Raw genomic sequence first — 12,256 nt, 5'->3', positions numbered from 1 at the left:
ATCGGCGCGACCGGCAGCGCATCGACGATGCCGTATAGCGTCTGGAGCGAGTAGTCGAACAACGCTTTCGGCAAGACGGCGCGGGGTTCGGGCGTCGGGCAGCCGGTGCCCCTGTTGCGACGCTCGAACACGATGGCGAATGCTCAGGACAGCCGGATTTTCGCGCTGCCTTATGTGCTCTCTCGCGCCACCAGCTCGAAGCCGAGATCGACGCGGCGGGTGTCGGGCGCGTCGCCGTCGAGGATGCGCAGCAGCAGGCTTGCCGCATCGAAGCCGACCTGGTAGCGCGGCGTCGCGACCGTCGTGATCGACGGCGTCGAGCACGCGGCGAACGGCAGATCGTTGAAACCCGCGATCGCGAGTTCGCGCGGCACCGCGATGCCCGCGCGCTGGCATTCGAACAGCGCGCCGAGCGCGAGGTCGTCGTTGCAGCAGAACACTGCATCGCAGTCCGGTGTGTTCGCGAGCAGTTCCGCGAGCAGCCGCGAACCGAGCGCGACGCTCGACGGCTCCTTCGTCAGCACTTCGACATCGTCGCGCAGACCCGCCGCGCTCAACGCGCGCCGGAAGCCCGCGCGCCGCTGCATCGTGCGCGGATCGAGCTGCGCGGCGATGAAGCCCGGACGCCGGTAGCCGCGTTCGAGCAGGTGCGCGCCGACCGCGAACCCCGCGCTGCGCTGCGAGAACCCGACCGACCATTCGTTCTGCGCGGCGAGATCGAACATGTGCACGAGCGGCACGCCGGCCGCCGCGAGCCGGGTGCGGACCGCGCGCGAGCCGTCGATGCCGGCGACCAGAAAACCGGCCGGCGCGTGCGACAGGTACGCGCCGAGCAGTTCCGCCTGTTGCGCCGGCGCATAACCGGTGTTGCCGATCAGCAGTTGATAACCGGCCGCGCCGATGCAGTCCTGTGCGCCCGCCAGCGTCTCGACGAACACCGCATTCGACAGCGACGGCACCAGCACGCCGATCAGCTTCGAGCGCGCGGACGCGAGCGTGCGCGCGGCCTGGTTCGGGATGTAGCCGAGTTGTTCGATCGCGGCGTCGATGCGTGCGCGCGCATCGGGCAGCACGCGCGACGGGTCTTTCAACGCGCGCGACACCGTCATCGTGCTGACCTGCGCGATCCGCGCGACGTCGGCGAGCGTCACGCGTCCGCCGGACCGCCGGCGCGCGGGTTGCGCGGCGGAAGCCGTGCGCGGGTCGCGTGCGCGCGATGGGGAGGGAGCCTGGGTCGTTTTGCGGGCCATACGCGCAAGTATCGCCGTGTGCGATCGCGATGGAAAGGGCCGGCACGTGCAGGGTTGTTCCTGGTGGGGACGCCGATTTGTTAGCGCTAACATCCACGCACCGGAAATTCGCGTCTGCTGTTCGGCCGCGCGATCCGCCCACGATACGATCCGATACGAGGAGACTACGATGCCCGCCGCCCGCCCCGATTCGCCGACCCGCCGCCGCGCGCCGCTTGCCGCATCGACCTCCGTATCGACCCTGTCGACCGTGCTGGCAGCCGCCGCGCTGTCGTTCGCGACGGCCGCGCACGCGGCGCAGGTCGAGGTGCTGCATTACTGGACGTCGGGCGGCGAGGCGAAGTCCGCGCAGGTGCTGAAGCAGATGCTCGAAAAGAAGGGCGACACGTGGGTCGATTTCGCGGTCGCGGGCGGGGGCGGCGGCAACGCGATGACCGCGCTGAAGACGCGCGTGGTCGCCGGCAATCCGCCGGCTGCCGCGCAGATCAAGGGGCCGGCCATCCACGAGTGGGGCGACGAAGGCGTGCTGATGCCGATCGACGACGTCGCGAAGCAGGACGGCTGGGACCGCGTGCTGCCGCCGGAGATCGCGGCGATCATGAAGTACAACGGGCAATACGTCGGCGCGCCGGTGAACGTGCATCGCGTGAACTGGCTGTGGATCAACGCGGACGCGCTGAAGAAGGTGAACGCGCAACCGCCCGCGACGTGGGACGACTTCTTCAGGGTCGCGGACGCATTGAAGAAGGCCGGCATCACGCCGGTCGCGATCGGCGGGCAGCCGTGGCAGGAGGCGGAGACGTTCGAGACGGTCGCGCTCGGCGTCGGCGGCGCGGCGTTCTACAAGAAGGCGTTCGTGCAGCTCGACGACGCGACGCTGAAGGGGCCGACGATGGTGAAGGCGCTCGAAACGTTCCGCCGGCTGCGCACGTACGCCGACGCGAGCCAGACCGGCCGCGACTGGAACATGGCGACCGCGATGGTGATCAACGGCCAGGCCGCGATGCAGTTCATGGGCGACTGGGCGAAGGGCGAGTTCACGGTCGCGAACAAGGTGCCGGGCAAGGATTATCTGTGCGTGGCCGCGCCGGGCTCGCAGAACGCGTACACGTTCAACGTGGACAGCTTCGTGTTCTTCAAGGTGAAGACGCCGGGCGTGGACAAGGGGCAAAAGGACATGGCCGGCCTGCTGATGAGCCCCGCGTTCCAGCAGACGTTCAACCTGAACAAGGGCTCGATTCCGGTGCGCCAGGATCTCGACCTGTCGAAGTTCGACGCGTGCGCGAAGAAGTCGTCGGCGGACTTCAAGGCGGCGGGCGCGGCTGGCGCGCTGGTGCCGTCGTGGGCGCACGACATGGTCGTGAGCCCGGCCGTCGAAGGCGCGTTCTACGACGTGATCGGCAAATACTGGAGCGACGAAAGCATGACCGCGCAGCAGGCGGCGAACCGGCTCGCGGCCGCGGCGAAGACGCAGTGACGGATTGCGCGGCGCGCGCCCGTTCAACGGCCCCACGCCCGCGTCCTTCAGGTTCTTCGTCCCCATCGCGGTTTCGCCGCGGATGCGCCGGCTCAATTCGTCCAGTGTGCACGGCCTCACGGTGATTCCGCGCGCCGCCGCAGACGGCTGCATGTCCGGCGCGGCGCGGATTGCCGTATGCTTCGGGTCCGGACGGTTCGCCGTGCGCGAGGTCAGGGTCAAGGTCAGGGCCACGACCCGGCGGCGCGGCGTCCGTGCGAACGCACGCTTGGGGAATGCATCGATGACGGAGAGGACTTATACGCCCGCCACCGCGGCCAGCGGGGTGCAGGCGGCGCTGCGGCTGCTCGACGGACGCTGGAAGCTGGAGATCCTGTTTCATCTGTTCGACGGCAAGGTTCAGCGTTTCTCCACGCTGGAGCGGCTGATTCCGGGTATCTCGCAGAAGATGCTCGCGCAGCAGTTGCGGCAGCTCGAAGCCGACGGGCTGATCGTGCGCACCGTGTACAACCAGGTGCCGCCGAAAGTCGAATATCACCTGACCGGATGGGGACAGGCGCTGTGCCCGGCGCTCGACGCGCTGCTTACGTGGGCCGAGCGCAAGGACGCGCCGCCGTCCGCTCCGGATGCCTAACCGCTTCGCTCGATCGGCGCGTACGCGTCGTCCGCCTCCCGCAGCGTTTCCACCGACGCCTGCGCGCGAAACGCCGACGGCGCACAGCCGACGATCCGCTTGAACGCGTTGCTGAACGCGCTTTCCGACCCATAACCGAGCGACCGCGCGAGCACGTTGACCGGCGTGCGTTCGTCGCGCAGCGCGCGCTGCGCGATGCGCATTCTCCAGCCGGCCAGATACGCGAGCGGCGCGACGCCGGCCACCGACTTGAAGTAGGCGGCGAACGTCGCGCGCGACATCGCGCACGCGCTCGCCAGTTCGCCCAGTTGCCATGCGCGGGCCGGCTCGCCGTGCATCAGCCGCAACGCGGGGCCGATGCGCCGGTCGCCGATCGCGCGCAGCCACCCGGCGGGCCACGCGTCGCTGGTGTCGAAGTGCGCGCGCAGGATCTGGATGAACATCAGATGCGCCAGTTGCGCGGACGCCGCATCGGAGCCGGGCAGCGCGCTTTCGCGCTCGCGGACCAGTTGTTCGAGCAGCCAGCGCAGCGGCGCGGCCTGCCGCGACGTGCCGCGCACGTGGATCAGCGGCGGCAGCGCGTCGAGCAGCATCCGGTTGCCTTCCGCGCCGAGCTCGACCTTGCCGCCGATCATGCGGAACGTGTCGTCGTCGTGGGTGATGTCGCCATGGCGGATCACCGCGCCGGCGCTGCGGTCGAGCAGGTCGGCCAGCCCGGCGCGCGGCGCCGCGAGATCGCTGCCGAGCACGTGCGCGCGCGGCGCGCGCAGCAGGAACGTGTCGCCGGCCTCGATGCCGGTCGGCGCGTCGTCGCCGTCGAACAGCAGCGACGCGCGGCCGCGCATGACGCCCCAGAACTTGAGCGTGCCGGTCGGCGGAAAGTCGATGGCCCACGCGCCGCCCGCGATCAGTTCGCCGGAAACGACGGATCGCGCGCGCATCAGGCTCAGGAAGTCGGAAAACGGATCGGCCATGGTGGCTGGATTTTCGCGCAATAAACACCGACTTTCAATTATTCAAAGTCTGCCGGCCGCCGTTTAAGCTGCGTCCACTGTCCGGTTTCGCGCGGCGCGCGGAACGGACGGCCTTCGCAACCGGATGCACTTTGAAAGAGGAATGCAGCATGGCGCAACGCACGTGGCTCATCACCGGCGTCAACCGCGGTTTCGGCCGCCATCTCACCGAACAGTTGCTCGCGCGCGGCGACCGCGTCGCTGGCACGGTCCGCGACCTGCACGCGGCCGACGACCTGCGCGCGGCCGCGCCGCGCGACGCGCTGTGGCTCGCGCAGCTCGACGTCACGGATACGGACGCGGTCCGCCGCGTCGTCGATCGCGCGTTCGCCGAACTCGGAACGATCGACGTGATCGTCAGCAATGCGGGTTACGGGCTCTTCGGCGCGGCCGAGGAACTGACCGACGCGCAGATCCGCCAGCAGATCGACACGAACCTGCTCGGCTCGATCCAGTTCATCCGCGCGGCGCTGCCTCATCTGCGGCGTCAGCAGCGCGGGCGCATCGTCCAGTTCTCGACGGTCGGCGGGCAGGCCGCGTTTGCCGGCGGCTCGCTGTATCACGCGACGAAGTGGGGGATCGAGGGATTCGTCGATGCGCTGGCGCAGGAGGTCGCGGTGTTCGGGATCGGCTGTACGCTGGTCGAGCCGGGCGGCGCGCGCACGGACTTTCGTTATCGCAGTTCGCAACTGTCGCCGAAGCTCGACGCGTACGACGCATCGCCCGCGCGCGCGGTGCACCGGATCGTCGAGGAACGGACCAGTGTGCCGCCCGGCGATCCGGCGAAGATGGCGCGGATCATCATCGACAGCGCGGACCAGGAACCCGCGCCGCGCCGGCTCGCGCTCGGCAGCGACGCATACGGCGCGATGCACCGGCAGTTGAGCGAGCGGCTCGCGGCGCTCGAAGCGCAGAAGGCGCTGGCGTTGTCGACCGATGGTCCGGCGCACGCGTAGCGGGGGGCGTGCGGCGGCGCGCGTTGCGATCGGGGGGCGTCGTGGTCAGTCCGTCGGGCGGCGGCTGTTGTCGCCAGTCGGTCGCGAACCGGCCGACCGATGCGGAGCAGGCGTCGATGGTCGCGTGATCCGCGGCGCGGGCTCCGGTTGACGTCACGCGCGACGGCGGCGCGGATTACTTCACCGTTTGCAGCACCTCGAAGCCCTCGAACTCCGGATGCCCGAGATACAGCGAGCGCGACTCGTGGCCCGCGTTGCGATGCGCGGCGCGGAACGCTTCCGACTGCGTCCAGCCTTCGAACGCGGCGTGGTTCGCCCAGATCGTATGGCTCGCGTAGAGCACGTGATCGTCGCGTTCCGGGCCTTTCAGCAGATGGAATTCGACGAAACCGGGAACCTCGCGCAGATGCGTGTCGCGGGTGGTCCACAGTTCTTCGAACGCGGCTTCCGAACCCCGCGCGACCTTGAAACGGTTCATGGCGATGAACATGCTTGCGGCTCCATTGGCGGAAAGAGGCGGGCGAACCGTGACGCTCATGGTTCGCGGCGGCGTCGGCCAGTATACGCGCTGCCGCTCAAGCCGCCAGGACGACGGACCGGCCGGCGGTCGTCACGCAAGCGCGCGACCGCCGGCCCGCGTCGTCAGAACCGCTGCTGAAGCCCGAGCATCAACCCGAGTTGCGACATGCCCGCGCCCGGCGTCGTTCCCGCGCCGCCCTGGCTCAACGTGTACGCGGCGTGCGCGCTGTTCGACAGCCAGCCGCCCTGCGCATAGACGGACGTGCGCTTCGAAAACTGGTACGTGGTGCGCAGCGCGACCAGCGTGCCGCGCGCGTCCTGCACGCGGTTGATCATCCGGTACACGCCGCCGTCCACCGTCAGCGCGGGCGTCGCGAGCCACGACGCGCTCAGGTAGTACAGATTCGACGTGACGTCCGGCACGGTCGGCAGTTCCGTTTCGACGTGGCGGCCGAGCCAGCCGCCGCCGATCTTCACCGGGCCGAGTTGCGCGTAGCCGTTCGCCTGGATGCGCGAGTCGGTGTCCGCCGAACTCGTCAGCGCAAGCGGCGCGACGCCGTCGAACAGGTTCGCCGCCGCGCCGGGGCCGCCGCGCTGCTGGTCGTACGACGCGACGACGCCGAAGCCGGCCGGCGCATCGTAGCGAAGCATCGCGGACCATTGCCGGCACGCGCGCGCGTCGCCGGGCAGCGAGCCCGCGCACGTGCCCTGGCCCGGCGAGTTGCCGGTGCCGGCCGAGTCGCGGCCGAACGACCACGTCGCGCCCGCGGTCACGCCTTGCCACGTGCCTTTCCATGCGACCGTGTTGTCGCTGCGGCCGTTCGGGATGTAGCTGTCGAACGAGCCGACGCCACCGTAGATGTCCGGCCCGAGCAGGTCGGAGTCCTGGACCGCCCAGAACGCCATCGTGTATTGCCGGCCGAACGACAGCGTGCCGAACGGCCCCTGCAGCCCGACCCACGCCTGGCGGCCGAACAGCCGGCCGCCCTGGCCCATGTCGCCGCCGCGCACGTTGAAGCCGCTTTCGAGCACGAACACGGTCGCGAGGCCGCCGCCGAGGTCTTCCTTGCCGCGCATCCCCCACCGCGACGGCAGCGAGCCGGTGATGCCCGGCATCCTCACGACGCTGTCGCCGTGCGCGTTCGCGTGATTCACGTATTCGATGCCGGTGTCGAGCAGGCCGTACAGCGTTACGCTGCTCTGCGCGAAACTGCCGGTGCTTGCGGTCATGCCGAGGAGCGCCGCGAGCGCGGCGCCGGTGTGCTTGTTCATCGTGTGCTCCAAACCTGGATCGCGCATCGAAGGCGCGGGATTTTGTGGTTGCTGTGTTTTCGCAGCGCGTGCGGCTGCGTTTACCGTCCGGCTGTCAGGCCGGCTGGTTCGTCGGGCGACGAGGTCCGCGTTGCCGCGGGCTCGCGCTTCAGTTCGGGGTGGTCCGCGTCATCGGACGAACGGGAGGCCGTTCGGCGCGCACGGGCGACGGAATGCGTCTATGTGGGGTCCTCGATGCCGTCGCGGTTGTCCGCGTCGAGCGCGCGCGGCGGCCGGAGGTTCGATGCAGGGAGAGCGTGCTGCGAGGTTCCGGGCGGCGCGAAGCGCGCGCGGGCGATCCGTTCGCGTGGCGCGGCGCGGGTGTCGTGATGGGCATCCGCCGGCATGTCGGTCTCCTTGTCCGGCCCGTTCCGCACAGGGCGGGCCGCGTTGTTCGATTGAGGTGTCCGCGTTTATAGCCCGCGTGTCATGCCCTGTAAAATGACGAATTCATCTCGGCTATACGGTTACGGATATACCTGCCAGGACGCGTTCGAGCCGGCGGCGCAATGCCGTGTTTCGTTCCTGATGGTTCGCTGGCCCGTGTTGCAAACAGGCGACTCGGCGTTGCGGAGACCGTCGATTGGGTGTGTGCGCAACTGGAGGATGGCAGCGCGCGTCGCCGCACAGGACGAATGCATGCCGGGACGACGAAGGATGGGATGAAGAACGGCTTGCGGCGGCGCTGCCGCTGTTCTGTTGGCTACTGCGACTCGATCCGGTTGCGCCCGTTCTTCTTCGCGCGATACAGCGCGAGATCGCTGCGTGACAGCGCGGCCCCCGCATCCGCATCGACGCCGGTGATCTCCGTCACGCCGATGCTGACGGTCAGCCGGATGTGGTCGTCGTCGATCACGAGCGGATGGCCGGCGATCTGCAGCCGGATGCGCTGCGCGACCGCGAGCGCGCCTTCGAGATCCACCGACCCGAGCAGCACCGCGAACTCCTCGCCGCCGATGCGGCCCGCGACGTCGTCCGCGCGCAGATGCGAGCGCAGCACGTCCGCGAAGTGGCGCAGCGCCTGGTCGCCGACCGCGTGTCCCCAGTGATCGTTGATCGACTTGAAGTGATCGAGGTCGCACATCATCACGGCCGACGCCGGCGCGCCGTTGCGGCGCAGGCTCGCGAGCCGCGCTTCGAGTTGCGCCATGAAGTGGCGGCGGTTCGGCAGCCGCGTGAGGCTGTCGATCGTCGCGAACTCGTGCAGTTCCGCTTCGATCCGCTTGCGCTCGGTCGCGTCGGTGATGAAGCCGTGCCATAACGTGCTGCCGTCCGCGAGCCGTTGCGGTTTCGCGTCGCCCTGACGCCAGCGCAGCCCCTGCTGGGGCAACTGCACGCGGTATTCGAGGTGCCACGGCGAAAGCCGCTCGGCCGACGTTTGCAGCGACGCGCGATACACCTCGAAGTCGTCCGGATGGATCAGCGCGTCGATGCACGCGGAACTGGTCGCGACCTGGTCGGGCGTCAGCTCGTAGATTTCGGCGATGCCGGCGCTCGCGTACGAGAAGAACGAATGGCCGTCCGGCCGCAGCCGGCACTGGAACACGAGGCCCGGCACCTCGTTGGTCAGGCTCGTGATCAGCGACACCGTTTCGCGCAGCGTCTCGGACATCGCGCGCATCGACGTGACGTCGGTGCTCGTGCCGATCATCCGCAGCGCGTTGCCGGCTTCGTCGCGGCTCACCACCTTGCCGCGGCTGCAGATCCATTTGTAGCTGCCGTCCTTGCAGCGAATGCGGTGCTCGACTTCGTAGTTCGGCGTGAGGCCTTCGAAGTGCGCGTGCATCGTCGCCTTCACGTATGCGACGTCGTCCGGATGCAGCCGCACGTAGCTGTCTTCGATCCGGTCCGACACTTCGTCGTCCGCGTAGCCGAGCATCGCTTTCCAGCCGCTCGAATAGTGGATTTCGCCGGTCACGACGTTGCGGTCCCACACGCCGGTGCCGCTGCCGGCGATCGCGAGCGAAAGCAGCCGTTCGCGGGCGCGCAGTTCGGCGGCCTCCGCGCGCTGCGTCGCGTCGATGGCCGGTTTGGCGGCGAGCGCGGCCGCGACGCGCGCGAAGTCGTCGAGGCTCGCGCGGTCTTCAGCGGTCAGTTCGCGCGGTTCGCGGCCGAGCAGGCACAGGCTGCCGACCGTCTGCCCGTCCGGCGCGCGCAGCGGCCACACGGCGGCGAAGCGGAACGGCAGCGTGGAGGCGGTCGGCAGCAGGTCGCCGACCAGCGCGCGCGCCGCGAGCGTGTCGGTGACGACGAGCGGCTCGCTCGTGTCGCGCGCATCGATCGCGCGGCGCAGTTCGTCGAGCGCGTCGCGCAGCGGCACGTCGATGCCCGCGCCGATCCAGCGTTCGTCCGGCGCGCCCGGCATCACGCACGCGGCGTCGACGCCGAAGTACCGCGCCGCGAGCCGCATCAGGCTGTCCAGCAACGCGTCCGCCGCGGGCACGGCCGGTGCGGCGTGCGATACGGTGTCTGCTGCTTCGGCTGATGTTGGCGGGGCAAGCATACAGGCGCTCAGGACGGGGCGGTCGAGCGGCTAGTATAAACAGAACTTTTTCTGGCTGACGATGGGGTTTCATGACGATCGCACGACATTTACACCCTGATCTGAACGCGGAATCGGCGTTTCCCGCGTCCGTATTGAACACTTCTTGACAATGTCAGCGTTCCGTCACCGCGATGGCGTTGTTATAGTGTCGCGCGGTTAAGACGTATCGCAGGGGCCTGTTCCTTCCTTTTTCACTTCCTGTATGAGAGGCGCTCACAGATGAAATCAAAAGCCATCGCGTCGTTCGTCATCGCTTCGCTGCTCGGCACGTCCGCGGCAGTCGCGTTCGCGCAGCCGCACGGTCCCGACCGTCGCGACTCGCATGGCGGTCCGCAACACCGGCCGACGCCGGTGCACGAGGCCGCGTTCGGCCGGCCGGGCGGTCCGATCCCGCACAACGACTGGCATCGCGGCGAGCGGCTGCCGGCCGAATATCGCGACCGCAACTACGTGGTCGACGACTGGCATGCGCACGGTCTGTCGGCGCCGCCGCGCGGTTATCACTGGGTCGGCGTGAACGGCGACTACGTGCTGGCGGCGGTTGCGACCGGCGTGATCACGAGCATTCTCATGTCCGGTCACTAAGACGGGACGCGTCTGCCGCGTGCGTGCGCGGCAGACGCTCTTTCGTCCGGCATTCGGTATTCAGCCTGGGCTGATGCGGCTCGCGTTCGTCGCGCACGGGTGCCGGACGAAAGAGCGATGGGATTGGATCGAGCAGAGCAGCCTGAGCGGCCAGAAATGCGGTGCGCGCCGTGCGAGAACGCCGGCAGCGCGAGGTCGCCGGTGCGGGGCGCTTCAGGGCGCCTTGCGACGCGCGCGCGTGCCGACGGTGCTTTTGGTCTTGTACGTGACGCCGTGATGTTCGAGGTAGTCGCGAATCAGTTGCCGCACGACCTGCGATGGCGTCAGGTCCTGGGCGGCGCACAGTTCCTCGAACGCTGCTTTTTTAACAGGATCGATCAGAATCGTGAGGCGGGCGCTTTTGGTTTCCATGACGCGTGCGATGAGTCGGATATGTTAATCGGATTATAATACATCGCGCGCGTTGCGGGGCATGATCGGCGTCACGGCGCTCGTCTTGCGTTCTCTGCCTGCGCGCCGTTCAGCAGCGCTCCGCTTCCCGATAGAAATCCCAGTCGAACTGTCTGCCGCGCTCGATGCGCGTCGCGGCCGCGTACAGGTTGATCGGATGCACGTATTGCAGCAGCCGCGCGCGTTCCAGCAGGTCGCCGAACGGCGGCAGCTGTTCGCCGCCTTTCCATGCGAACACGGTCACGTTGTAGTCGCTGCCTTCCGACGGCGCGACCGCGATCGATCGCCCGAACACCCGCGCGAGCGAGCGCAGATAACGATGGAAGTCCGGCTCGTCGGTCACGAGGTTCGCGACCAGCATGCCGTCGTCGCTAAGCCGGCGACGGCACGCTTCATAGAACGCGCGGCTCGCGAGGTTGGCCGGCACGCCGTCCGCGTCGAAACCGTCGATCAGCATCACGTCGGGCCGCTGGTCCCGGCGCGCGACGTAGTCGGCGCCGTCCGCGCAGATCACGCTGAAGCGCGCGTCGTCGCGCGGCAAGTGGAACTGGTCGCGCAGCGCGATCACTTCCGGATTGATCTCGACCGCCGCGATCGTCGTGTTCGGCAGGTGCCGGTAGCAATACTTCGCGAGCGATCCGCCGCCGAGCCCGATCAGCGAAATGCGGCGCGGGCTGGGGCGGAACAGCAGGAAACCCATCATCGTCCGCGTGTAGCCGAGCGCGAGCGCGTCCGGGTCGTGCCGCAGCATCGTGCTCTGCACGCCGCGCGCATCGAAATAGAGCGACACCACCTGATCGTTCTCGACGATCTGCGGCGTATCCAGTTTTTTCTTCTTCGGCATGATCGGTGGGGAGCGTCGCACCTCGGTTGACGCGCGGGGAATGGCTTCGTGGCGGCCGGCGGTCATCCGGTCAGTGCATCGCGCGTTCCGCGATGTCTTCGAGACGGGCGCGCAGCGTGGCTTCCCATGCGGGGCTGTCGAGCGCGATGTCGGCCGAATCGAGCGGCTGCATCTGGCCGTCGAAATGGAACATCCGCAGCGACCGCGGGCCGGGCGGCTTCGCGAAGAACCGGCCGCCGTCGTCGAGCAGCAGGCTCGGCCGGCTTTTGAAGCGCGCGGCGAGCACGGAAGTCGCGTCCTGCACGCGGCGCGCGGACGCCTTCTGATAGACGAACACGACGTTCACGCCGCATTCCTCCAGCCGCGCGCAGACGCCGGCGAACAGATACAGCATCTGGAACCCGCGTTCGCCCGTCTTGCCGACGCAGACGACCGCCAGCCCGTGCGGACCCGCGACGTCCCGCAGCCGCGGGCGCGTATGGTCGTGGGACAGCAGCGGTACGTCGATGTCGATCACTCGGGGGCTCGCTTCAGGCTTCGGGACCGTGGACCGGGTTCGGTCAGCAGTATCGTGGTTCGTTACCATCAAAGGGTAAGGGTATGGTAACACCATTATCATCAAATGCGCTGAGGCCGCAGAAGGGCCGGCGATATGCGAAGCGCGCCGGCTCA

13 protein-coding genes are annotated in these 12,256 nt (G+C 68.5%); 4 read left to right on the top strand and 9 right to left on the bottom strand.

Going from position 1 to position 12,256, the window contains the following annotated elements; translation table 11 throughout:
• Positions 1-170: 170 nt before the first annotated feature.
• Positions 171-1,250, bottom strand: a complete 1,080-nt coding sequence (gntR, locus tag BLV92_RS19035) for an HTH-type transcriptional regulator GntR (RefSeq protein WP_090547822.1) — start codon at positions 1,248-1,250, stop codon at positions 171-173.
• 169 nt (positions 1,251-1,419) lie between these two features.
• Between gntR and BLV92_RS19030 the strand changes: the two genes are divergently transcribed.
• Positions 1,420-2,727 (top strand): ABC transporter substrate-binding protein, encoded by a 1,308-nt coding sequence (locus tag BLV92_RS19030; RefSeq protein WP_090547820.1) that lies wholly within the window; start codon positions 1,420-1,422, stop codon positions 2,725-2,727.
• A 283-nt stretch (positions 2,728-3,010) separates the two neighbouring features.
• A complete protein-coding gene (locus BLV92_RS19025; RefSeq protein ID WP_090547819.1) occupies positions 3,011-3,361 on the top strand; it encodes a winged helix-turn-helix transcriptional regulator in 351 nt (116 codons plus the stop codon).
• On the opposite strand, the gene BLV92_RS19020 is transcribed toward BLV92_RS19025, so the two are convergent.
• On the bottom strand, positions 3,358-4,335 hold the full coding sequence (locus BLV92_RS19020; protein ID WP_090547817.1) for an AraC family transcriptional regulator: 978 nt from the start codon (positions 4,333-4,335) through the stop codon (positions 3,358-3,360). The two genes, BLV92_RS19025 and BLV92_RS19020, sit on opposite strands and share 4 nt — an antisense overlap.
• Positions 4,336-4,484: 149 nt before the next feature.
• Between BLV92_RS19020 and BLV92_RS19015 the strand changes: the two genes are divergently transcribed.
• Positions 4,485-5,330, top strand: coding sequence for an SDR family oxidoreductase (locus tag BLV92_RS19015; protein WP_090547816.1), 846 nt, complete (start codon positions 4,485-4,487; stop codon positions 5,328-5,330).
• Between the two features lie 175 nt (positions 5,331-5,505).
• Here BLV92_RS19015 and hmuQ read toward each other — a convergent pair whose 3' ends face one another.
• From hmuQ to BLV92_RS18995, 4 genes are all read right to left on the bottom strand, one after another.
• Positions 5,506-5,820 carry a heme-degrading protein HmuQ gene (gene hmuQ / locus BLV92_RS19010; protein WP_090547814.1) on the bottom strand — a complete coding sequence of 105 codons (315 nt, stop codon included), beginning with the start codon at positions 5,818-5,820 and terminating at the stop codon, positions 5,506-5,508.
• A 152-nt stretch (positions 5,821-5,972) separates the two neighbouring features.
• Complete coding sequence (locus BLV92_RS19005) at positions 5,973-7,121, bottom strand: porin (RefSeq protein WP_090551203.1); 1,149 nt, start codon at positions 7,119-7,121, stop codon at positions 5,973-5,975.
• 218 nt (positions 7,122-7,339) lie between these two features.
• Positions 7,340-7,507 carry a hypothetical protein gene (locus BLV92_RS32145; RefSeq protein WP_167627119.1) on the bottom strand — a complete coding sequence of 56 codons (168 nt, stop codon included), beginning with the start codon at positions 7,505-7,507 and terminating at the stop codon, positions 7,340-7,342.
• 356 nt (positions 7,508-7,863) lie between these two features.
• Positions 7,864-9,585, bottom strand: coding sequence for a sensor domain-containing diguanylate cyclase (locus BLV92_RS18995; protein WP_208862125.1), 1,722 nt, complete (start codon positions 9,583-9,585; stop codon positions 7,864-7,866).
• 339 nt (positions 9,586-9,924) lie between these two features.
• On the opposite strand from BLV92_RS18995, the gene BLV92_RS18990 reads away from it, so the two are divergent.
• On the top strand, positions 9,925-10,290 hold the full coding sequence (locus BLV92_RS18990) for an RcnB family protein (RefSeq protein ID WP_090547810.1): 366 nt from the start codon (positions 9,925-9,927) through the stop codon (positions 10,288-10,290).
• Between the two features lie 213 nt (positions 10,291-10,503).
• Here the strand turns inward: BLV92_RS18990 and BLV92_RS18985 are convergent, their stop codons facing one another.
• The 3 genes from BLV92_RS18985 to BLV92_RS18975 all read right to left on the bottom strand — a co-directional run bounded on the left by BLV92_RS18985 (position 10,504) and on the right by BLV92_RS18975 (position 12,101).
• Positions 10,504-10,701: a ribbon-helix-helix protein, CopG family gene (locus BLV92_RS18985; protein ID WP_090547808.1), complete on the bottom strand. Its 198-nt coding sequence runs from the start codon at positions 10,699-10,701 to the stop codon at positions 10,504-10,506.
• Between the two features lie 109 nt (positions 10,702-10,810).
• Entirely contained in the window at positions 10,811-11,584 is a 774-nt protein-coding gene (locus tag BLV92_RS18980) for a fused MFS/spermidine synthase (RefSeq protein WP_243843789.1), read from the bottom strand.
• Positions 11,585-11,654: 70 nt separating this feature from the next.
• Positions 11,655-12,101: a hypothetical protein gene (locus BLV92_RS18975; RefSeq protein ID WP_090547807.1), complete on the bottom strand. Its 447-nt coding sequence runs from the start codon at positions 12,099-12,101 to the stop codon at positions 11,655-11,657.
• Between the last annotated feature and the right edge of the window lie 155 nt (positions 12,102-12,256).

The sequence above is a fragment of the Paraburkholderia caballeronis genome, assembly GCF_900104845.1.
Taxonomy (GTDB): domain Bacteria; phylum Pseudomonadota; class Gammaproteobacteria; order Burkholderiales; family Burkholderiaceae; genus Paraburkholderia; species Paraburkholderia caballeronis.
Note: the sequence above shows the minus strand (reverse complement) of the source record. Positions and strands in the feature narration are given on the sequence as shown.

Bases quoted from the DNA above. Each gene is read 5' to 3' on its own strand.
- gntR (WP_090547822.1), bottom strand. From the start codon at position 1,250: ATGGCCCGCAAAACGACCCAGGCTCCCTCCCCATCGCGCGCACGCGAC.
- BLV92_RS19030 (WP_090547820.1), top strand. From the start codon at position 1,420: ATGCCCGCCGCCCGCCCCGATTCGCCGACCCGCCGCCGCGCGCCGCTT.
- BLV92_RS19025 (WP_090547819.1), top strand. From the start codon at position 3,011: ATGACGGAGAGGACTTATACGCCCGCCACCGCGGCCAGCGGGGTGCAG.
- BLV92_RS19020 (WP_090547817.1), bottom strand. From the start codon at position 4,335: ATGGCCGATCCGTTTTCCGACTTCCTGAGCCTGATGCGCGCGCGATCC.
- BLV92_RS19015 (WP_090547816.1), top strand. From the start codon at position 4,485: ATGGCGCAACGCACGTGGCTCATCACCGGCGTCAACCGCGGTTTCGGC.
- hmuQ (WP_090547814.1), bottom strand. From the start codon at position 5,820: ATGTTCATCGCCATGAACCGTTTCAAGGTCGCGCGGGGTTCGGAAGCC.
- BLV92_RS19005 (WP_090551203.1), bottom strand. From the start codon at position 7,121: ATGAACAAGCACACCGGCGCCGCGCTCGCGGCGCTCCTCGGCATGACC.
- BLV92_RS32145 (WP_167627119.1), bottom strand. From the start codon at position 7,507: ATGCCGGCGGATGCCCATCACGACACCCGCGCCGCGCCACGCGAACGG.
- BLV92_RS18990 (WP_090547810.1), top strand. From the start codon at position 9,925: ATGAAATCAAAAGCCATCGCGTCGTTCGTCATCGCTTCGCTGCTCGGC.
- BLV92_RS18985 (WP_090547808.1), bottom strand. From the start codon at position 10,701: ATGGAAACCAAAAGCGCCCGCCTCACGATTCTGATCGATCCTGTTAAA.
- BLV92_RS18980 (WP_243843789.1), bottom strand. From the start codon at position 11,584: ATGCCGAAGAAGAAAAAACTGGATACGCCGCAGATCGTCGAGAACGAT.